The following is a 22,306-nucleotide window of genomic DNA, read 5'->3' as shown; positions in this document are numbered from 1 at the left end:
AACAGAGATAACTGACAGCTCATGCAGCCAAGGCTTTCCCTTAGGCGCGAGTCTGCGTCCCCTGTTCATAGGGGCTCTCGGCTATAATCCGGCCTTCTCCTTGTTTTCAGGCAGATTTCTGCTCTTTCCCAAGCTCACCATGGCCGACATCCTCTTTTTGCGCGGGGCGCCCGCTTTCTCCGTTTTCCGTCTGCAAGGATTGCAGCAACGTATTCAGGCCATCGCGCCTACAGCAAAGATTGCCAGCGCCGATTACTGGCACTTCGCAAAACTCAGCAAATCGTTGAGCAGTGAAGGACGGCAACAACTGGCCGCACTTTTGGAAGAGCGCCCTGACGAAAATTCGCCGACGGGCAAGCTGCTGCTCGTCACCCCGCGTATCGGAACCATCTCGCCGTGGTCGTCGAAAGCGACCGACATCGCCTGGAATTGCGGCCTGGCCGCGATCGAACGCATCGAGCGCGGAATCGCTTTCCGTATCGAAGGACTGTGCGAAGCAACCTTCCCGCACGTTGCGGCGTTGCTGCACGACCGCATGATCGAAGCCGTGCTCACGGACTTTGAACAGACATCCGAACTCTTCCGGCACTTCGCACCCAAGCCGATGACTTCGGTCGACCTGCTCAACGGCGGACGCGAAGCGCTCGTCGAAGCCAACGCACGTCTGGGTCTCGCGCTGTCCGAAGACGAAATCGACTACCTGGTTGACCTGTTCGTCGTCAAGACCGGCCGCAATCCGACCGATGTCGAACTGATGATGTTCGCCCAGGCCAATTCCGAGCACTGTCGGCACAAGATTTTCAACGCATCCTGGGTAATCGACGGCGAAGCGCGCCAGGAAACGCTGTTCGGCATGATCCGTGAAACGCACAAGGCGCACCCAGAAGGGACCGTCGTCGCTTATTCCGACAACTCGTCCGTTATTGAAGGCGCAGAGGTGACTCGCTTCTACCCGACGCAGGACGGTACGTACGGCAAGCAGGAAGAACTTACTCACATTCTGGCCAAGGTCGAGACGCACAATCACCCGACCGCGATTTCGCCCTTCCCAGGCGCCGCGACCGGCTCCGGCGGAGAAATTCGCGACGAAGGGGCAACCGGCCGCGGCTCCAAGCCCAAGGCTGGCCTCTGCGGCTTCTCCGTGTCCAACCTCTACCTGCCCGGGGCAGAACAGCCATGGGAAAGCCCGATGGCCTCGTACGGGCGTCCATCGCGCATCGCCTCTGCACTCGACATCATGCTCGACGGACCGATCGGGGCCGCCGCGTTCAACAATGAGTTCGGCCGCCCGAACCTGACCGGCTATTTCCGCACATACGAGCAGCGCATCGGCGAAAGCGAAGAAGGCGTCGTGCGCGGCTATCACAAGCCGATCATGGTTGCCGGCGGTGTTGGCAATATCGCCGCCGACCAGTCGCACAAGGCGGAAACCTTCCCGGCCGGCACCTTGTTCATCCAACTTGGTGGCCCCGGCATGCTGATCGGTCTCGGCGGTGGAGCGGCAAGTTCGATGACGACCGGCAGCAACGCCGAAGACCTCGATTTCGCCTCCGTGCAGCGCGGCAACCCGGAAATCCAGCGGCGCGCGCAGGAAGTCATCGACCGCTGCTGGCAACTGGGCGCTCCGCAAAAAGACATCTCGATGCCGGGTGACGGCAACCCGATCCTGTCGGTGCATGACGTCGGCGCCGGCGGTATCTCCAATGCTTTACCGGAACTGGCGCACGGCGCCGGTTGTGGCGCACGCTTCGAATTGCGCGACGTCAAGATCGAGGAACCGGGCATGTCGCCGGCCGAAATCTGGAGCAACGAGGCGCAGGAACGCTACGTACTGGCCATCCCGCCGAGCCGCCTACCCGAGTTTCAGGCCATGTGCGAACGCGAGCGCTGTCCGTTCGCCGTCGTCGGCACTACCACGGACGACAACCGTCTGATCGTTGCCGACCGTCATTTCGACAACAACCCGGTTGACATGGACATGGACGCGCTACTCGGCAAGCCACCGCGCATGACACGCGACGTGACGCACCTGCCTGCGGCTTCCGTTCCTTTTGACCCGGTTGCCGTCGATCTGAAGGACGCCGCCTATCGCGTGCTGCGCCTGCCGGCCGTGGCCGACAAGACCTTCCTAATCTCGATCGGCGACCGTACCGTCGGCGGCATGACGGCGCGCGACCAGATGGTCGGCCCATGGCAGGTGCCGGTGGCCGATGTTGCGGTCACCACGATGGGTTACGAAACGTTGCACGGTGAAGCATTCGCCATGGGCGAACGCACGCCGCTGGCGATTCTCGACGCACCGGCTTCGGGCCGCATGGCGGTCGGCGAAGCACTGACCAACGTCGCTGCCGCACGCATCGAGAAGCTCGGCGACGTCAAGCTCTCGGCCAACTGGATGGCCCCCGCCGGCGTACCGGGCGAGGACGCGCGCCTGTTCGACACCGTGCGCGCGGTATCCGATCTCTGCCAGGAAATCGGTGTATCGATCCCGGTCGGCAAAGACTCGCTGTCGATGCGTACGGCTTGGGAAGAAGACGGCGAGAAGAAACAGGTCGTATCGCCCCTGTCGCTGGTCGTCACCTCGTTTTCGCCGGTCAGCGATGCGCGTCGCACACTGACACCGCAGCTGCAGCTTGACTCGGGCGAAACGGAGCTCCTTCTGATCGACCTCGGCGCTGGCAAGAATCGACTCGGCGGCTCGGCGCTCACACAGGTTTTCAATACGACAGGGTCGGAAGTGCCAGATGTCGACGATGCGGCACGTCTGCCCGCCTTCTTCGCCGCTATACAAGGGCTCGCTGCCGGGAATCTGCTGCTGGCCTACCACGACCGCTCGGACGGTGGCCTCTTCGCCACGGTCACCGAAATGGCTTTCGCGGCTCACTGTGGCGTAACGCTCAATCTTGACGCGCTGTGCGACGGCTCCTATCAGGGAATCGTTCACGCCTTGTTTGCCGAAGAGCTCGGCGCGGTCATCCAGATCCGCCGTGCCGACCGTGACAAAGTGTTCGCCATTCTGGACAAGGAAAACGTCACCGCGCTCACGCAGACCATTGGTGCCCCGAACACCAGCGACGAGTTGCGCTTCATCAGCCAGTCACGCAACGTGTTCTGCGAAAAACGCATCGACCTGCAACGCGCCTGGTCGGAAACAACGTTCCGCATGCAATCGCTACGCGACAATCCGGAATGCGCGCAACAGGAATACGATCGGATTCTTGACGCAGCCGACAAGGGATTGTCGTGCACGCTCACCTTCGATCCGGCCGAAAATATCGCCGCACCGTTCATCACCACCAATGCAGGTCCCAAAGTCGCCATCCTGCGCGAACAGGGAATCAACGGCCAGGTTGAAATGGCGGCGGCTTTCGACCGCGCCGGATTCGCCGCCGTCGATGTGCACATGAGCGACATTCTTTCCGGTCGCGTCAAGCTCGCCGACTTCAACGGTGCCGTCGCCTGCGGCGGTTTCTCCTACGGGGACGTGCTCGGCGCGGGCAAAGGCTGGGCCAGAACCATTCTGTTCAATAGCCGGGCCCGCGACGAGTTCTCGGCCTTCTTTGGCCGGAACGACACGTTTGCACTGGGCGTTTGCAACGGCTGCCAGATGATGAGTGCCCTGAAGAGCCTGATCCCGGGCGCCGATCTGTGGCCGCGCTTCGAGCGCAACAAGGTTGAGCAGTTCGAAGCGCGCTTCACGATGGTCGAACTGCCGGAATCTCCGTCGCTCTTTTTCACCGGCATGGCCGGCAGCCGCCTGCCGGTGGTCGTTTCCCACGGCGAAGGCCGCGCCGACTTCGACTCGGCAGAACAGCAGTCGAAGGTATTGGTCGCCATGCGCTATCTCGACAATGCGGGTAACAGGACAGAGGTCTACCCCTACAATCCGAACGGATCGCCTGAAGGAATCACCGGCGTAACGACGGCTGACGGACGCTTCACGATCATGATGCCGCACCCGGAACGCGTCTTCCGCACTGTCCAGATGTCGTGGCATCCCGCTGATCTCGGCGAAGATTCACCGTGGATGCGCATGTTCAGAAACGCACGCAAGTGGGTAAGCTAAAAAGTTAGACCATACGAGAACGGGCGCCAAGGCGCCCGTTCTTTTGCAAACACTACCCGAGCAGGCCTCGTAGTCAGACGGCATGCAAGCCGCAACCGAGTCCGCACATAATTTTTCTACCAACCTTCGCGCAAAACCTTTTCCGCCCAGAAGAGCGATGCAATTGTCTTCCCGTCGGTAACTTCACCCGTTCTGACGGCATTCAACGCCTCGTCCAGCGAGAAATATTCGAGATCAATAATCTCGCCGTGGTCGAGCTGCTGCCCCGATTCACGCGTTAAGGCTTGCGCAATAAATATCTCGATCCGCTCGTTTGAATAGCCGATACACGGATGCATGACTCCGAGGTGGCGCCATGAACCGGCCGAATACCCGGTTTCCTCGAGCAACTCCCGGCGCGCCGTGTCACGAATACCCTCGCCCGGATCGATCTTCCCGGCGGGAAGTTCAAGAAAAGGTCTGCGTAACGGATAACGGAATTGGCGCTCAAGAATCAACTTACCCGAGTCAAGCACCGGGATGACAACGACGGCCCCTTGGTGGACAACATATTCGCGCATCGACTCATGGCCATTGGCAAGGCGAACGCGATCGCGCCGGACATCCAGCAGCTTCCCGCCGAAGACTTGCTCGCCATCAATCATGGTCTCCGCAAGATGCGCGTAGTTGTCAGGCACCGTGATTTCCGATCGAGCAACGAAAGGATCAGTGGTTGGCATGCAACTGCCGGGAAGCACCACCGTCTTCCTTGGGCGCACTGATTTTTGCCTGACGTGCCCGCTCGTTGGCATCGAGATACTCGATCGTCACGTCACCCGTCACATACTCGCCGTCAAAACACGAGCATTCGAAAACCGACAGCGCGGGCCTCACATCGCGAATCGACGCTTTGAGTGCTTCGAGATCCTGATAAACCAGCGCATCCGCACCGATTTCCCTGCAAATCTCTTCATCGCTGCGACCGGTGGCGATCAACTCGCCGCGGGTGGGCATATCGATCCCATAGACATTCGGGAAACGCACGGGAGGCGCCGCGGAAGCGAAATAAACTTTGAGCGCCCCGGCCGCACGTGCCATTTCGACGATCTCACGGCTCGTCGTTCCACGCACGATCGAGTCATCGACAAGCAGAACTCGCTTACCCTTGAATTCCTGCCCGACGGTATTGAGCTTCTGGCGAACAGACTTCTTGCGTGTCGTCTGGCCCGGCATGATGAAAGTACGGCCAATGTAGCGGTTCTTGACGAACCCTTCTCGGAACGGCAGACCAAGTTTCTGCGCCAGTTGCATTGCTGACGGGCGACTCGAATCCGGGATCGGGATTACAACGTCGATGTCCTCAACAGGAACACTCGCGGCCACCTTGTCGGCAAGATGCTCACCCATGTGCAAACGTGCTTCATACACGGAAACGCCATCGATCACCGAGTCCGGCCGGGCGAGGTAGACGTATTCAAAAATGCACGGTGTCAGGGTTGCATTTTTCGCGCACTGACGCGAGTGCATCTTGCGCTCCATGTCGATGAACACCGCTTCGCCAGGCTCCACGTCGCGCAACGTTTTGAAGCCCAACGTATCAAGCGCGACCGACTCGGACGAAAGGAGATACTCGGTTCCTTCGGGCGTCTCGTTGGTCCCGATCACCAACGGGCGAATGCCGTGCGGATCGCGGAAAGCCAACATACCGTAGCCGGCAATCAACACGACCACGGCATAGGCACCCTGGCACCGACGGTGCACACCAGCCACCGCCGCGAAAATGGTGTCGAGATCAAGCTTGAACCCTTTCGCGGTTTCCTGCAGCTCATGCGCCAGAACGTTCAGCAGCACTTCCGAATCGGAACTGGTGTTGATGTGGCGCAGATCCTGGCGGAACATTTCTTCCTGCAATTGCGCCGTGTTCGTCAGGTTCCCGTTATGCGCCAGAATCAGCCCGAACGGCGAATTGACATAGAACGGCTGCGATTCAGCCGAATCGGACGAAGAACCTGCCGTCGGATAACGGCAATGGCCAATCCCCATGTTACCCGGCAGCGCACGCATATTGCGCGTACGGAAGACGTCGCGCACCAGCCCGGAGCCCTTATGCATGTGAAATGCATTGCCCTCGCTCGTAGCGATGCCTGCCGCGTCCTGTCCGCGGTGCTGAAGCACCATAAGTCCGTCGTAGAGCAACTGATTGACTGGGCTAGTTGCCATTACTCCAAGAATACCGCACATAATTTTTCCTACCTGAATCGAATCTGTTTGGACACTTCCGGCGGCAACCAGGGCCGGCCAGCTAGTACTGCAGTTTCAAGTGGCGACGCGAAGTAAGCCTCGCTCCACCATTTTTCCTTTGGAACCGACGTCATGCCGCCAACGGCAACAAGCGCCAGAATGATGACCATGGCGCGTACCGCACCAAAGACAATACCGAGCATACGGTCACTAAGACCTAATCCCACTGCTTTGAGCAGCCCCCGTATAGCCAAGCGCAAAAGCCCCATTAGCACGAGCACGCCGAAAAACACCGCCGCCCACGCGACAAGCATGCGTATTGCGGGATCGTTAATACCTGAAAAAAACAGTCCGGCGATCTCATCCCCCCACCACTTGGCGGCAAAAAACGCCAGAACCCACGCCACTAGGGCGAGCACCTCCCCGACGACTCCACGCCACATACCGAGCGCGACAGACGCGACCCCTATCGCTATAACGACGTAGTCGAAAGCCGTCATTGCTTGGAAGCAACCACGCCATTAACGCCAATGCGCTTCATTTTCTCAAGCGCTTTATCCGCCGCCTCGCGCGTCGCAAAGGGCCCTGCACGAACGCGGGTTTTCTTTCCGCCGGGCGAATTAACCGACTCTGTGAAAACCTTGATTCCAAGTTCACCGATCTTGGTTTGCAACTGCCTGACGTTGGCCGGATTGGAGAAAGCCCCGATCAGAATCACGTGGGTAGCGCCGCTTTTCGTGGCTGGAGGCTCTGAAGGTTTTCCGTCGAGAATCGCCGCGGCACGTTCCGCCTCGCCCGAGGTTGCGCTCACTATTTTTTGCAGCGACTTATCAACGTTCTTTTCTTTTTTCGTTTCCGCCGTTTTTTCAGGAGCCTTCTCTGGAATCTTCTCGTGCGCTTCCTTTATCGGTTCCTTTGCCACTTTCTCGACGAGTTTTTCTACACTTTTGCTTTCGGCTTTGACGGACTCGGGAACGACCGCGGCAGCCACGGTCTGCGGGTTCTCTGGACGACCTTCCGCTTCCGGCACTTCCGCGACTGCGACGGGTTTCACCACCAGAGGATTAAGCAGCGGTTGATCCTGCCCTGGAATACGGATCTGAACTTCCTGCATTGCCTGCCTTGGCTCTTCATCCATCACCATCGGCAGAATAACTGCCGCCAAGCCGGCGAAGGCGACGGCGCCTACCAAACGGCGACGCGCCCGTTTTTTCAGCAGCAAATGGGCATCAGGAGATTCAGGCATTGGGTCGGGAATATATCTTCGTAGAATCGCGGGTTCTGATTGAGAAATCAGACTAACACTCAACTTCAGACACCATCACACTGGTGTGTTTAAGGCATTAATCACGGCCGCTACAGTATGGAACGAACCAAAGACTGCGATTCTATCATTTTCGCCAGCCAAGCCGACAGCGCGCCTGAAAGCCTCGGCGGGCGATGCGAATTCCTCCACGCTTCCTCCAAGCTCAGTCACGGCATTTGCGAGCGTTGTCTCCGGCGCTCCACGCGGCACATTTAGCCCGGCCACGAGCCAGACATCCACATTTCCGGATAGAGCGGCCAACGCTCCGGCGATGTCCTTATCGGCAAGCATCGCAACGACGGCGATAGTCCGCCGAAACGCCCCCATCGTTCGGAGATTTTGCGCCAACTCGGCGACGGCCTCCGGATTATGCGCAACATCAAGAATGACAGCCGGACGCTCGCCTACGATCTGAAAGCGCCCCGGCAAACTCACTTCGTGCAACCCCCGCCGAACCGCCTCAAGTGAAACAGGCAATTGATCACCAAGCGATTCAAGGACAGTAATCACCGCCGAGGCATTTCTCAACTGGCACTCGCCGCGCAAGGCAGGTTCGGGCAACCCATCGAATTTTCGCCCATCTCCGTCCCGATACGACCAACCTTGCCCCGCGCGGGCAAAGCCGAAATCCCGGCCAATCAACTTCAAATCAGCATCAATCGCTTCCGCGTAATCGAGCAGCGATTGCGGTGGTTCCGGATCGGCACAGATGGCGCGTCGGCCGGAACGGAAAATCCCTGCTTTCTCGAAACCGATCGCTTCCCGAGTCGCCCCCAGCCAGTCGGTGTGATCGAGCGCGACGCCGGTCACCACCGCACAATCGGGCTCATAAACGTTAACCGCATCAAGGCGGCCGCCAAGTCCCACTTCGAGGATAACGACTTCCGCCTTCTCTGCAGCAAACACTTCCCAAGCGGCCAAGGTTCCAAACTCGAAATAGGTCAGTGCGATGTTTCCGGCCTCATGGCGGGCCGCTTCGACTCTGGCAAAGGCGGAACACAGCATTTCATCGGTAGCCGGTTGGCCGTTGACGCGCACCCTTTCGTTGTACTTCAGCAAGTGCGGCGAGGAATAGCAGCCAACGCGATAGCCAGATAACCGATAGATGATCTCCAGATATGCGCAGGTCGACCCCTTGCCATTGGTACCACCAACGATAATGACCGGACAGGTTTGCTGTTGCCGCAAGACCGCTTTAACACGAGCCACGCGCTCCAGGCCGAGTTCGATGCCGCTTTGCCCCTTTGGGTGCAGGCTTTCAAGGTGGGCAAGCCAATCGGTAAGTGTTTTCACAAAAGATTCTTTCAACGCAGGAAACACCGCAACGCCGTACTTACCTGAAAAATCCGCTGGAACCCGGGGATGCGGGCCTGTGCTTCGCCGAGCCCCGCACAGTTCAGGCCGCGGCGGGACACTTCTGCAGCATGGCTAAAAGCTGCGCGAGCTTGCTCTTCATCTCGCGGCGATCAACGATCATGTCGATCGCTCCCTTTTCCAACAGAAACTCGGCCCGCTGGAAACCCTCCGGCAACTTCTGACGCACCGTCTGCTCGATAACGCGCGGGCCGGCAAAACCGATCAGAGCCCCCGGTTCGGCAATCACGATGTCACCGATGAAGGCAAACGAAGCCGAAACCCCCCCCATCGTCGGATCGGTGAGTATCGAAACGAAGGGGAGCCCGGCTTCCGACAGCTTGGTTAATGCCGCCGTCGTCTTGGCCATCTGCATCAACGAAAACAACCCTTCCTGCATACGTGCGCCGCCCGACGCACTCACGCAGATGAAGGGAATGTTATGTTCGACGGCAGTTCTCACACCCCGCACAAAACGCTCGCCGAGCACAGACCCCATGGAGCCACCCATGAAGTCGAACTCAAATGCTGCCACGACCACGGGAAGATTGTTCAGCGCTCCCTGCATGACGACTAGCGAATCCGTTTCGCCAGTACTCTCGCTGGCATCCAGCAGACGCTCGGTATATCGGCGGCTATCCTTGAATTTCAACGAGTCGACCGGCAAAACTTCGCTGCCAATCTCGAAACGACCTTCCGTATCAAGCAGGAGATCAATCCGTTGCCGGGCGTTCAACCTGTTATGGAAGCCGCATTTCGGACAAACATGGGCATTCTTTTCCAGATCGGTCGCATACAGAACAGACTCGCAGGATGAACATTTACTCCACAAGCCCTCCGGAAGAACCGATTTGCGGGTACCTTCTTCGCTTCGTTTGATTTTCGGCGGAAGAAGTTTTTTCAGCCAGCTCATGGATTACCTCCAGTATCATCAGACCTTCGTTGCCTCGTCAACACCCCTGCGAAGCTCGGTTATGACTGCATTCACGTTCGCACAGACATCATCCTTCGACGACTTCTCGATCTCCTCGATGATGCGACTGCCGACAACCACGGCATCCGAAATCCGGGCAATCGCACCGGCTGTTGCCGCATCGCGGATACCGAAGCCAACGCCAACCGGCACGCCGACCGCCGCACGAATCTCGGGAATGTGCGCTGCCACCGCCTCGACATCAAGTTTGGCCGACCCCGTCACACCCTTGAGCGAAACGTAGTAGACATAACCGCTGGCCAGTTGGGCCACAAGCGCGATGCGCTCGTCGTTCGAGGTCGGTGCCAGCAGGAAGATCGGATCGAGTGCGTTGGCCTGCATGGCCTTGGCGAATTCGACGCTTTCCTCGGGCGGATAATCGACGACCAGCACGCCATCGACGCCAGCGTCAAAAGCCGCCGCTGCGAATTTGTCGACTCCCATGGCCTCGATCGGATTGGCGTAGCCCATCAGCACGACCGGCGTCTCGTTGTTGTCGGCGCGGAAGTTGGCGACCATGCCGAGCACCTGGCGCAGGCTAACGCCCTTGGCCAGGGCGCGTTCGGATGCGCGCTGGATGGTCGGTCCGTCGGCCATCGGATCGGAGAACGGCACGCCGAGTTCGATGATATCGGCGCCGGCCTCGACCAGCGTGTGCATCAGCGGCACGGTCAATTCCGGACCTGGATCGCCGGCAGTGATGAATGGAATCAGCGCCTTGCGCCCCTGCGCCTGCAGGCGCTCGAAAGTGGCTTGAATTTTAGACATGGCAGAACCTCAAAGCGTGATGCCCGATTTCTCGGCGACGGTGTGCATATCCTTGTCGCCGCGACCGGAGAGATTGACGAGCAGGATTTTGTCCTTCGGCAGCGTCGGCGCCAGCTTGAGTGCATGAGCGATGGCATGGCTCGATTCAAGCGCCGGAATGATGCCTTCGGTCCTGCATAGCGTGTGGAATGCCTGCAGCGCCTCCGCATCGGTAATGGTGGCGTACTCGGCACGACCGGAGTCCTTCAGCCAGGCATGCTCGGGGCCGACACCCGGATAATCGAGCCCCGCCGAGATCGAGTGCGTCTCGATAATCTGACCGTTTTCGTCCTGCAGCAGATAGGTCCGGTTACCGTGCAACACGCCCGGATGCCCAGCCGTCAGCGAAGCGGCATGGTGACCGGTGGCAATGCCCTCACCGGCCGCCTCGACGCCGATCAGGCGCACATCCTCGTGCGGAATATAGGGATAGAAAATACCCATCGCGTTCGAGCCGCCACCGACGCAGGCAATCACCGCATCCGGTTGACGACCACACAGCTCCTGCATTTGTGGAATGGCCTCGTTGCCGATCACCGACTGGAAATCGCGCACCATCATCGGGTACGGGTGCGGACCGGCGACCGTGCCGATGATGTAGAACGTGCTGGAGATGTTCGTCACCCAGTCACGCATGGCCTCGTTCAGCGCGTCCTTCAACGTCTTCGAACCGCTCTCAACGGGCACGACGGTCGCACCGAGCAATTTCATGCGATAGACGTTGGCCGCCTGCCGGCGGACGTCCTCGGACCCCATGTAGACGACGCACTCCATGCCGTAGCGGGCGGCGACGGTGGCCGTGGCGACGCCGTGCTGACCGGCGCCGGTTTCGGCAATCACGCGTTTCTTGCCCATGCGCCGGGCGAGGATGGCTTGGCCGATGCAGTTGTTAACCTTGTGTGCGCCAGTGTGATTGAGATCCTCGCGCTTCAGATAGATCTGGGCGCCACCGGCTTCCTCGGACAGTCGTTTGGCGTGGTAGATCGGACTGGGCCGGCCAACGTAGTGTTTGAGCTCGTATTCGAATTCGGCAACGAATTGCGGGTCACGCTGGGCGGCCGCATACGCGTCCTTGAGCTCGGCCAACGCCGGAATCAGGGTTTCGGCGACGAAAATACCGCCGTACGGCCCGAAATGCCCGCGCGCATCCGGCAAATTGTAAGGTTGAGTGGTCATGAATTTTCCTTGAGGCAGAAAGATGAAAAAAACAAACAGACGATCGGAACAACCGGCCGCCTCAAGTGTGATCGGCCAGAAAACGCCGCCAGCAGGTCCGCGTGCGTCCACCAGAAGTCTTGCGCATTCAGTTATCCCATCCCGAAACACTCTGAATCAATCGGCCGCCTCCGCTGCCGCACGCACGGCGGCAACGAAAGCCCGAATCCTTTCCGCATCCTTGATTCCCTTGCTCACCTCGACGCCGGAGGAAACATCGACCGCGGCCGGCCGCACACGGGCAATGGCTTCGGCCACGTTGCCCACATCCAGTCCGCCGGAGAGAATCAACGGCTTGTCCAGGCCTGCCGGTATCAGCGTCCAATCGAACACATTGCCGCCACCTCCATAGCCTTCGACGAAGGCATCGAGCAAAATAGCCTGCGCCGTCGGAAAATCAGCGGCGTATTGTAGCAAATCGACTCCCGGCTTCACGCGCGCTGCCTTGACGTAGGGACGGGCAAACTGCCGACAGTACGTTTCGTCCTCGTCACCATGAAATTGCAGCAAATGAATCGGCACGGCGGCGAGCGTTCTCTTCACGAAATCCGTCTCGGCATTGACGAAAAGTCCGACGATTGTCACGAACGGAGGAACGAGCCGCGCCAAAGCCGCCGCCTTCTCCAGATCGACAAAGCGCGGACTCGGCCTGTAGAACACCAGTCCGATCGCGTCAGCGCCGGCCTCGACGGCCGCCAGAACATCTTCCGGTCTCGTCAGACCACAAATCTTGATGCGCGGTTTCATTCTTTTCTCATTCCTCAAAAACAGGCACCGCCCGCCAAAAAAGGATTGTCGGCGACCGGCAAGCCCCATTGCGCTTCGTATCGAACCCCCGCGAGGTACAAACCTGCCGCCGAAAAAGTCGGTGCTGCCTGCCGCCTGTCACCGGATGCCAACAGTTCCGAGATCCACTCGTCCTGGTGCTTACCCTGACCGACATAGACCAGGCTGCCCACCATGTTGCGCACCATGTGATGGAGAAAGGCACTGGCCTCGAAATCGAAGACCACCATATCACCGAAGCGGCGCACATCGGCACGCCGAAGGGTCTTGATCGGCGATTTGGCTTGGCATTCGGCGGCCCGAAACGCCGAAAAATCATGTTCTCCGAGCAAACGGTCGGCAGCTCGCTGCATAACTGCTTCATCGAGCGGATGGTGGTACCAGCCGGCGCGCCCATGCCAGACGCCAGATCGCTGCGGCCGATTGATCAACAGATAGCGGTAGCAACGCCCGAAAGCCGAAAACCGCGCATGGAACGCCTCGTCTACCGGTTGCGCCCAGCGCACAGCGACCGCTGACGGCAAAAACGTATTGACACCGCGCACCCACGCCGTTAGCGGCCGACTCGCCGTTGTATCGAAATGCACCACCTGCCCCGTGGCGTGCACCCCGGCATCGGTACGTCCAGCACAAACGACGTTGATCGGCACGCCGGCAATCTTCTCCAGCGCTGCTTCCAACGCGTCCTGAACTGTCACGCCTGCAGGTTGCTTTTGCCAACCGCTGAAGTCGCTTCCATCATATTCGACACCAAGTGCAACTCTCATCTGTATAACGGCTAACGAAAAAGAAAATAGACGACAATGGCTGCCGCCATCACCATGACGAGTCGATCCGTAAACCGCAGCGACTCATGATCAACTTCCAGCACGTCGCATTCGGTCGGCGGCGGCGCATCCAGCAAATTTCGCCAATCACGCGGACGAGGCAGAGCCTCGACATAACGCAACACCAACATCAGGCGTACAACGCTGCGATCCGGGTCACATCCCAGTTGCCGAAACGGGGCGAGCAATACACGACCGCCTGACAACAAGACGGGAAGCGGCGTAGTCTCGAGAAATGCACCAACCGCCATTAACAACAATACAAGGCGCCCACCATGCGTAATCGCCTCCGACAACCCTTCATACGTCGGCGACAAAGGCCCAACCCAGACGTGCTCGCCAGCACGCCCCCACGCGAATACGGCAAGCAACGAGACAATCAACCAGCGTGTTCGCCAGATCAGCCGCCCCCCCCTTCGCAAGACACTCCCCCCCATCAGAGGCACGAGGAGAGCGCACCCCACGAGCGCAAAATTCCCCAGCCCCTGTATGGCGAGCAGCAACATCAGCCATACAAATAGCCGCGTAGCGGGGTGAAGGTCACTTATTGGCACAACGGAACCTTGAATCTTTGGCACGTACCTCCGCCAACAACCAAAGGAGGCATGAACATCTATCTATAAAAGAAAAGGCCGCAGCCAGTATGGGCTACGGCCTGACATCGCTGACAATACTACGTAAAGAGAAGCTTATTCTCCAATTCTCGACAAAATGGCCTGCGCTTTTTCCCGTTGCGGAGCGTCACCTTCCTTTAACACTTCCTGCAGCAGTTCTCGCGCTCCTTCAAGGTCACCCATTTCCTCATAGGCATTCGCCAACTCAAGCTTCGTCGCCACCTCTTCGTTAACCGGCATGTCAAAATCCGGCGCCATCATATCCTCTGTCTCAAGCAACATTGGATTAACGATGGTTTCGGATTGGGAAATCAGCGTTTGATCGTCGCCAACGTCCTCCCCGTCGATTTCAAAATCCGGATTTACGGCAGTCGACACCTGAAAATCGTCAAATGTCAGATCTGGAACAGCCACCTCCGGAGCGGACGAGGGCGAAAGCCATTCGTCTGACTCCTCATCCGTACGACCAAGAGGCATTCCCGGGTTCTCGTCAATGAGCACTTGTTTTTCGTGCTCCATCTCAGACCCGCTTTCCGGAACAGACAAATCAAGATCGATTGACGTCATGTCGAACGCTGGCGTTTCCGCTGGTGACTTTGCAAGGAACGCTGACTCGTTCAGGTTGACATCGAACTCCACTTCTTCCGGCCCCGGCTCATTCGCCAGATCAGCTTCGTTAACCGGCTCAGCATTCGCCGGATGCATATCCGATGAATCGCTGGCACTTTGGACTGCGCCAAGATCAAATTCAATGGTTGGCACCTCTTCAACAACAGGCGACGCTGGCAATGCATCGCTTTCCAATTCCGGCATGCTGAAGTTGAACGAAGACACATCCTCGATTTTTTGCTTAGACGCAGACGGATTCGCGAGTAATTCGCTCTCAGCGTCAAAGCTCAAATCAAAGTCCAACGCCGCACCAGCCTCAAGCGTCGCAGTCTCTGGTGCAACTGCAGGGGGAGCCACGGGAATGCCTTCGTCTCCGGATAGATTGTTTTCCTCCGCGCCACTGACGAATTCAAGATCGAACTCAAAATCCGTCGAAGCCGCTCTCTCGCCGTCATTGCTCTCTACCGACAATTCGGCTTCGGGAGCCGCCCCGTCTGCCCCTACCATTTCACTGATTTCCAGCAAGCCAACGCGAGGAGAAGGCTCGCCGTTGTCGGGTGACTCTTCGGATCCGAAACCAACGGGCAACACTGGCCGAATGATGTCCTCGCTCACATCCGATGCGGTCTTGGCTCCGAAAAGCGGGTTGCTCGGGTCAAGTGCCGCACCGAGCAGCACCGCTTTCGCCCAATCGGGCCCCACTCCTCCCGTTTCCCCGTAGAGCTCCGTAGCCAACGTTTCAAATTTTTTGACATCCTTACGATTTGAATAGATCTCAAGCAACTTCAGAGGGATCGCATAACGTCTCGGATCTTTCACCTTGGCTTCAAGCAAGATTTCTTCGGCTTGCACATCTCGACCGTACGCCATATAGACATCCGCCTCAGCAACGGGATCAACCTCATCAGTATCAATACTGCCTGGGCCGGCTTGGCTGAAATCGGTCTGCGCGGGAGTCTGGGATGAAGTATCAACGCTTTGTCCGCCTGTGCTCCGAAAAACCGAGTTCGAGATCAGGCTCGAACTCTCAGGAGAAAGCGTACTGCTATCTGATTCGGACACCGGCGCGTGTTGTTTATTTAACCGGCGACGACGAGCAAGGAAATAAGCCGCCAGAAGCGCCAAAATACCGCCGCCAGCCGCCAGGGTCACAGGGTTTTGCAGCAGTTCCTCAGCAAAACTTGGCCCCTCTGGCAAGGGAGGGGATGCCACCGCAGGCTTCGCCTTAGGGGGCTCAACGGACTTTGGCTCGGCTACCGTGGGGGCTTGTGCACTCTGGTCTGTAGTTCCCCCACCTGCCTTTTCCTCCGCAGCAAGGCCAGTCGTCGAATCAGTAGTTGATGGCGCCATAGGGGCAGCGTCCGACATCGCGCCCGAGGAAGTTGAAGCCGATTTCGGAGGCTCGTCTCCACTCCCTTTTGCCGGCGATGCTTGTTGCCCAGCCGCCTGCTTTTGCAGTTCGGCCAAACTCTGGTTCTTGAGCTCAATTAATTTTTGCAACTCAACCAAATTCTTCTCGAGCATGGCCACGCGCTCATTAGTCTCTTTGAGCGCTTTTTCTTTTGCAATCAAGTCCTCTTCAGAGGACTTCCCGGAGGCCCCCGAAGATTTCGCTTCCGTCGTTACCGTCTTGGAAACTTTCAGTTGATCTTTGACATCTGCAGCCGGCGCCACCTTCTCTTCAACCTTCACCGAAATTTTTCCGGCCACTTCCTGTTTCGCGGCCTCATCCCGAACGGGACTCTTGGCGACCAGGCCGGCCAAGCGATTCCGGTAAGCGTTCCAGTCTGAAGACTGAGCCGTAACGAGTTTACGAGCATCGTCGGGTGGAATCGCCGCAATTTCAGACTTCTGCGGAACAGAAAGAATCTTTCCGGTTCTCAGACGGTTCATATTCCCACCCTCGAACGCGTCCTGGTTTGCCTTGAACAGCCCGACCAACATCTGCTCGACCGAAACCCCCGCGTGCCGGGTCTCCGTGGCTATTCGATGCAAAGTATCGCCGCGCCTGACTTCTCGCTCTGTCGCTTGGCCCGTTGCTTCGCTATCGACTTTCGGTTTGCCAGAAGGTTTCTCCCCACCATTCGAGCGCAAATCCGATGATTTTCCTGACTGACCACCGGTGCTTCCTGCCTCAGACACTCTCGCCACTGGCCTCGTGCCAGCAGCACCGGAACCCGTCCCCGCTTTAGCGGCGACTTCGGGCGGATCTAGAAGAAATGTATATTCACGGACCAGCCTCCCGGAAGCCCAGTTCAATTCCAAAAGCATATCAACAAATGGATCGTTGATCGGCCGATCTGAACTCAACTTAATAATGGCTTGGCCATCGGGACGTTTCTCTAGATTAAAGCGGATACTCAGAAGCGACGTCGCGTAATCGAGCCCCGCCTGTTTGAAGGCTTCCTGCGACGCAAGTTGGGCCTTCATATCCGTGAACTCCTCGCGCGTGGCGCTCACCACGATTTCCGCACGCAACGGTTGTCCAAGCGCCGAATAGACCACAATTTTCCCGAGCCCGGCCGCTCCAGCAGCACAAGATATTCCGGAAAGCGCGACAAACGACGCGAGCCCAAGCAAAGAAGAACGCAAGCAAGACCTTCTTTTTTGTTGTGAATGTATTTTTTTAACCACGGCGCGACCCCAAGCGTCGAAAATCGAAATATTAAAATAACATCAGGATGTTACCGGTGCAAGCTAAACATCCCTCTCCAATTCTCACAAAAAAGGCCGGGACATACCCGGCCTTTTCCTTTTATTTTCAACGCACTGAATTAATTTTCGAGAAGAATACGGAGCATTCGCCGGAGTGGTTCCGCCGCTCCCCAGAGCAACTGGTCACCTACCGTAAACGCACCAAGATAATCAGCCCCCATGGCCAGCTTGTGAAGACGGCCCACCGGCACGGTCAGCGTCCCAGTCACGGCCGCTGGTGTCAGTTCGCGCTCGCTGATTTCGCGCTCGTTCGGAACGACCTTCGCCCACTGGTTCCCCGAAGCAATGATGTCGGAAATTTCGCCGAGCGGTACATCTTTTTTGAGCTTGATGGTCAGCCCCTGCGAATGGCAACGCATGGCACCGATGCGCACACACAAACCATCGATCGGAATGCTGCCTGGCGATCGGAAAGCGGGACGCCCTAGAATCTTGTTACATTCAGCACCGCCCTTCCATTCCTCTTTGGATTGCCCACCGTCCACCGGAACGTCGATCCACGGGATCAGACTGCCGGCAAGCGCCGTATTGCGGAAATTCTTGGTCGGGAAGCTGGCGGCCCGCATCGTTTCGGCGACCTTACGGTCGACTTCAAGGATGGCCGAAGCCGGATCGGCCAGTTCTTCCTTGACCGCCCCGTAGAGCGCGCCCATCTGTTCGAGCAGTTCGCGCATGTTTTGCGCGCCGGCGCCCGAGGCCGCCTGATAGGTCATTGCCGACACCCATTCGACCAGATCGTGCTTGAACAGACCGCCGAGGCCCATCAGCATCAGGGAAACGGTGCAGTTGCCGCCAATCCAGTTCTTACCGCCCCTGGCCAAGGCATCCTGGATGACATTGAGGTTGACCGGGTCGAGGATGATCACCGCATCCTTGTCCATGCGCAGCGCCGAGGCCGCATCGATCCAGTGGCCGTCCCAGCCGGCGGCGCGCAGTTTGGGGAAGATCTCCTTGGTGTAATCGCCACCCTGGCAGGTGATAACGATATCCATCTGTTTAAGCGCATCGATCGACATGGCGTCGAGCAGCACGCCGCCCTCCTTGCCGCCGAGTGTCGGCGCCTTGCCGCCAACCGACGACGTCGAGAAATACACCGGTTCGATGTAGGCAAAATCGCCTTCTTCCACCATGCGTTGCATGAGCACGGAGCCCACCATGCCGCGCCAACCTACCAGACCGACCTTTTTCATTTACAGACCACCTCTCAAAAAACCACTACCTCTGGGCGCTGAATTAAAGCGCCGCCAGAACAGCATCACCCATCTCACGTGTGCCAACCTTCGCCGTGCCCGGCTCGTAGATGTCACCAGTACGGAAGCCTTGCGCCAATACCTTCTTGACGGCGTTCTCGATGCGTTGCGCCGCGTCCTCCATCGAGAACGTGTAGCGCAGCATCATCGCCGCGGACAGGATCGTGGCCAGTGGATTGGCGAGATTCTGGCCGGCAATGTCCGGCGCCGATCCGTGACTTGGCTCGTAAAGGCCTTTACCTTTTTCGTCGAGCGATGCGGAGGGCAGCATGCCGATCGAGCCGGTCAGCATCGAGGCTTCGTCCGACAGAATGTCGCCAAACATATTACCGGTCACGAGCACGTCGAACTGTTTCGGCGCCTTGACCAGCTGCATCGCGGCGTTGTCGACCAGCATGTGCGTGAGTTCAACATCCGGATACTCGGGCGCCAGTTCGTTCATCACGTCGCGCCAAAGCTGGGTTGTTTCAAGAACATTCATCTTGTCGACCGAGCACACTTTCTTATTGCGCTTACGTGCCGCCTCGAAGGCTACACGGCCGATACGCCGGATTTCGCTTTCGGTGTAATGCATGGTGTTGAAACCAAAACGCTGCTTCAATCCATCGACTTCGCGCATTTCGATGCCACGCGGCTGGCCGAAATAGATGTCGCCGGTCAGTTCACGTACGATCAGGATGTCGAGACCCGCTACGACCTCCGGCTTGAGCGTCGAGGCGTTGGCCAGCTCGGGGTAGAGAATGGCCGGACGCAAGTTGGCGAACAGGCCAAGCTGCTTGCGGATACCGAGCAGGCCACGCTCCGGCCGCTGTTCGCGCGGCAGCGTATCCCATTTCGGGCCGCCGACAGCGCCGAGCAATACGGCATCGGCTTCCAGTGCCAGCTTCTGGGTCGCTTCCGGATAGGGATTGCCGGTCGCATCAACGGCGCAGCCGCCGATCAACGCTTCTTCAGTTTCCAGATTCAGGCCCAGAGCCTTCAACACACGCACGGCTTCGGCCGTAATTTCGGGGCCAATACCATCGCCCGGCAATACACAAATCTTCACGAATATCTTCCTTAATTAAGCAAACAGCCAAGGTTGTTCGGCACGGCGCTTTTCCTCAAAGGCGCGAATCTTATCTGCGTGGCGCAGGGTTAGGCCGATATCGTCCCATCCGTTCAAGAGACACTCCTTGCGGAAGGCATCGACCTCGAACGGCAGCGCCTTGCCCGACGGTGTAAGGACCTGCTGGGCGGAAAGATCTACTTTCAGCCTGTAGCCTGGCAACGCCTGCACTTCGGCAAACAGAGCATCGATCTCGTTGGCCGGCAAGACGATCGGCAGAATACCGTTCTTGAAACAGTTGTTGAAAAAGATGTCAGCAAAGCTCTCGGCGAGAATCACCCGGAATCCGTAATCGAGCAGCGCCCACGGTGCGTGCTCGCGCGAGCTGCCACAACCGAAATTCTTGCGCGTCAGCAGAATCTGGGCGCCCTGATAGCGCGGCTGATTCAAAACAAAATTCGGATTTCTCGGGCGATTCGTACAGTCCTGCCCCGGCTGTCCGACATCCATATAACGCCATTCATCGAACAGATTCGGACCGAACCCCGAGCGCTTGATCGACTTCAGGAACTGCTTAGGAATGATTGCATCGGTATCGACGTTGGCACGATCAAGCGGCGCAACCAAACCTTCCAAGCATACAAATTTATCCATAACTTTCCTTGCTAAACCGCCCTACTTGTTGGCGGCCCTTTCGATAGCCTGACCGCCCTTCTCAATATCCCTGCCAATCCCTTGCATGGTATTGCAGGCCGACAGCAAAATTGCCACAACCGAACAAAATACAGCGAGCGCAAGCTTATTCATGGCAAAGCCCCTCACAGCAAGTCACGAACATCGGCGAAATGTCCGGCGATCGCCGCCGCTGCCGCCATGGCCGGACTGACCAGATGAGTACGGCCACCAGCGCCTTGTCTGCCTTCGAAATTGCGGTTGGATGTCGATGCGCAACGCTCACCCGGCTCAAGCCTGTCCGCGTTCATCGCCAGACACATCGAACAACCGGGCTCACGCCATTCAAAACCGGCCGCAAGAAATATCTTGTCAAGCCCCTCCGCCTCGGCTTGCCGCTTGACCAAACCAGAACCCGGCACAACCAGCGCCTGTTTGACATTAGCCGCAATGTGCCGCCCTTTGACGACGTGCGCCGCGACGCGGAGATCTTCGATCCGGGAGTTGGTGCAAGAGCCGATAAACACCTTGTCCACTTTGACGCCTTTGATCGGTGTATTCGGATTGAGTCCCATATACTGCAGAGCCCGTTCCATGCCTTCACGCTTGACAGGATCGGACTGTTTGGCAGGATCAGGAACCAAATCGTCAATGGACACGACCATCTCGGGCGACGTCCCCCAGGTAACCTGGGGACGAATATCTTCGGCACGCAATTCAATCACATGGTCAAACCGAGCCCCTTCGTCACTGTGCAGCGTGCGCCAATAGGCCACCGCCTTGTCCCAGTAATCGGCTTTTGGCGAAAAGGCGCGCCCCTGCAGATAATCGATGGTGACATCGTCGACGGCCACAAACCCCATGCGAGCCCCGGCCTCGATCGCCATGTTGCAAACGGTCATCCGGCCTTCCATCGACAGACTGCGAATCGCACTTCCGCCGAATTCAACCGCATAGCCCGTGCCACCCGCCGTACCGATCCGGCCAATAATGGCGAGCACAACATCCTTAGCCGTTACGCCCTTACCCAACCGGCCCTCGACGCGAATCAGCATTGTCTTGGATTTCTTCTGCACGAGACACTGCGTGGCTAGCACATGCTCAACTTCCGAGGTACCGATCCCCAGCGAAAGGCAGGCGAACGCCCCATGTGTACTCGTATGCGAATCCCCGCAAACGACAGTCATGCCGGGCAGTGTCGCTCCATGCTCAGGACCGACCACATGCACAACTCCCTGGCGCGGATCCTTGAACGGGAAATAGGCAAGCGATCCGACTTCACGGATATTGGCATCAAGCGTTTCAACCTGAAGGCGCGATACGGGATCCTCGATTCCGCGGTCCCAATTATTGGTCGGCGTATTGTGGTCTGCCGTCGCAACGATCGACGAAACTCGCCACGGCTTCCGCCCAGAAAGTTTCAGACCTTCAAACGCTTGCGGACTGGTGACCTCATGAATCAGATGACGATCAATATAAATCAGCGCGGTGCCATCGGCTTCTTCGTGCACCACATGGCTCTGCCAGAGCTTTTCATATAAGTTTTGCGGCATAAGTCAACAATCCCGAAAACAAGACCCCACAGGTCGTTAATTTGTAACTACCAATTATCTCACGCTCCAACCCGCCTGTCAGCCCAACGGTAGAGTAGACTAGGGCAATCGCACCAAACCCGAAATGCCACCGTCGTGAACATGCCAAAATAGCCGTTCACAATCAATCAGTTACAAAGGGGCTGTTCACAGGGCGTTGATTTGTGTAGTTTTCTGTCTTTTTGGGTGGCGTATGGAGACGGAGAAAGCGGCTACGGCAAATCAACGAGTCTCGCTGACGGAGGTCTTTTCG

At 58.0% G+C, this 22,306-nt stretch carries 18 protein-coding genes; 1 reads left to right on the top strand and 17 read right to left on the bottom strand.

What is annotated here, in order from left to right; translation table 11 throughout:
• Window positions 1-139: 139 nt before the first annotated feature.
• Window positions 140-4,066: a phosphoribosylformylglycinamidine synthase gene (purL, locus tag GH659_RS07725; protein ID WP_153110823.1), complete on the top strand. Its 3,927-nt coding sequence runs from the start codon at window positions 140-142 to the stop codon at window positions 4,064-4,066.
• Window positions 4,067-4,182: 116 nt separating this feature from the next.
• On the opposite strand, the gene GH659_RS07720 is transcribed toward purL, so the two are convergent.
• The 17 genes from GH659_RS07720 to leuC form a co-directional block, all read right to left on the bottom strand.
• The gene (locus GH659_RS07720; RefSeq protein WP_211364162.1) at window positions 4,183-4,710 is read right to left on the bottom strand and encodes an NUDIX domain-containing protein; all 528 of its coding nucleotides are present in this window, start codon (window positions 4,708-4,710) and stop codon (window positions 4,183-4,185) included.
• A gap of 61 nt (window positions 4,711-4,771) precedes the next feature.
• Complete coding sequence (gene purF / locus GH659_RS07715; RefSeq protein ID WP_153110821.1) at window positions 4,772-6,286, bottom strand: amidophosphoribosyltransferase; 1,515 nt, start codon at window positions 6,284-6,286, stop codon at window positions 4,772-4,774.
• A gap of 8 nt (window positions 6,287-6,294) precedes the next feature.
• The gene (locus GH659_RS07710) at window positions 6,295-6,786 is read right to left on the bottom strand and encodes a CvpA family protein (protein ID WP_153110819.1); all 492 of its coding nucleotides are present in this window, start codon (window positions 6,784-6,786) and stop codon (window positions 6,295-6,297) included.
• A complete protein-coding gene (locus GH659_RS07705; protein WP_153110818.1) occupies window positions 6,783-7,532 on the bottom strand; it encodes an SPOR domain-containing protein in 750 nt (249 codons plus the stop codon). Before GH659_RS07705 ends, GH659_RS07710 begins: the two co-directional genes overlap by 4 nt.
• Before the next feature lie 75 nt (window positions 7,533-7,607).
• On the bottom strand, window positions 7,608-8,885 hold the full coding sequence (folC, locus tag GH659_RS07700; RefSeq protein ID WP_153110816.1) for a bifunctional tetrahydrofolate synthase/dihydrofolate synthase: 1,278 nt from the start codon (window positions 8,883-8,885) through the stop codon (window positions 7,608-7,610).
• Between the two features lie 103 nt (window positions 8,886-8,988).
• Entirely contained in the window at window positions 8,989-9,858 is an 870-nt protein-coding gene (gene accD / locus GH659_RS07695) for an acetyl-CoA carboxylase, carboxyltransferase subunit beta (RefSeq protein ID WP_153110814.1), read from the bottom strand.
• A gap of 18 nt (window positions 9,859-9,876) precedes the next feature.
• The gene (trpA, locus tag GH659_RS07690) at window positions 9,877-10,686 is read right to left on the bottom strand and encodes a tryptophan synthase subunit alpha (protein ID WP_153110812.1); all 810 of its coding nucleotides are present in this window, start codon (window positions 10,684-10,686) and stop codon (window positions 9,877-9,879) included.
• A gap of 9 nt (window positions 10,687-10,695) precedes the next feature.
• The gene (gene trpB / locus GH659_RS07685) at window positions 10,696-11,901 is read right to left on the bottom strand and encodes a tryptophan synthase subunit beta (RefSeq protein ID WP_153110810.1); all 1,206 of its coding nucleotides are present in this window, start codon (window positions 11,899-11,901) and stop codon (window positions 10,696-10,698) included.
• Between the two features lie 156 nt (window positions 11,902-12,057).
• Window positions 12,058-12,687, bottom strand: coding sequence for a phosphoribosylanthranilate isomerase (locus GH659_RS07680; protein ID WP_153110809.1), 630 nt, complete (start codon window positions 12,685-12,687; stop codon window positions 12,058-12,060).
• A gap of 14 nt (window positions 12,688-12,701) precedes the next feature.
• Complete coding sequence (truA, locus tag GH659_RS07675) at window positions 12,702-13,493, bottom strand: tRNA pseudouridine(38-40) synthase TruA (protein WP_153110806.1); 792 nt, start codon at window positions 13,491-13,493, stop codon at window positions 12,702-12,704.
• A gap of 11 nt (window positions 13,494-13,504) precedes the next feature.
• On the bottom strand, window positions 13,505-14,107 hold the full coding sequence (locus GH659_RS07670) for an energy-coupling factor transporter transmembrane component T (protein ID WP_170285843.1): 603 nt from the start codon (window positions 14,105-14,107) through the stop codon (window positions 13,505-13,507).
• 135 nt (window positions 14,108-14,242) lie between these two features.
• Complete coding sequence (locus GH659_RS07665; RefSeq protein WP_153110802.1) at window positions 14,243-17,410, bottom strand: motility hub landmark protein FimV; 3,168 nt, start codon at window positions 17,408-17,410, stop codon at window positions 14,243-14,245.
• Window positions 17,411-17,550: 140 nt separating this feature from the next.
• The gene (asd, locus tag GH659_RS07660) at window positions 17,551-18,681 is read right to left on the bottom strand and encodes an aspartate-semialdehyde dehydrogenase (RefSeq protein WP_153110800.1); all 1,131 of its coding nucleotides are present in this window, start codon (window positions 18,679-18,681) and stop codon (window positions 17,551-17,553) included.
• Between the two features lie 43 nt (window positions 18,682-18,724).
• Window positions 18,725-19,789 (bottom strand): 3-isopropylmalate dehydrogenase, encoded by a 1,065-nt coding sequence (gene leuB, locus GH659_RS07655; protein ID WP_153110799.1) that lies wholly within the window; start codon window positions 19,787-19,789, stop codon window positions 18,725-18,727.
• A 15-nt stretch (window positions 19,790-19,804) separates the two neighbouring features.
• Window positions 19,805-20,443: a 3-isopropylmalate dehydratase small subunit gene (gene leuD / locus GH659_RS07650; RefSeq protein ID WP_153110797.1), complete on the bottom strand. Its 639-nt coding sequence runs from the start codon at window positions 20,441-20,443 to the stop codon at window positions 19,805-19,807.
• Between the two features lie 21 nt (window positions 20,444-20,464).
• Entirely contained in the window at window positions 20,465-20,596 is a 132-nt protein-coding gene (locus tag GH659_RS07645) for an entericidin A/B family lipoprotein (RefSeq protein ID WP_153110794.1), read from the bottom strand.
• Window positions 20,597-20,607: 11 nt separating this feature from the next.
• Window positions 20,608-22,014: a 3-isopropylmalate dehydratase large subunit gene (leuC, locus tag GH659_RS07640; protein ID WP_153110792.1), complete on the bottom strand. Its 1,407-nt coding sequence runs from the start codon at window positions 22,012-22,014 to the stop codon at window positions 20,608-20,610.
• Window positions 22,015-22,306 lie beyond the last annotated feature (292 nt).

This window comes from Propionivibrio limicola (assembly GCF_009469695.1).
GTDB lineage: Bacteria > Pseudomonadota > Gammaproteobacteria > Burkholderiales > Rhodocyclaceae > Propionivibrio > Propionivibrio limicola.
This window is presented reverse-complemented; position numbering and strand designations above follow the sequence as displayed.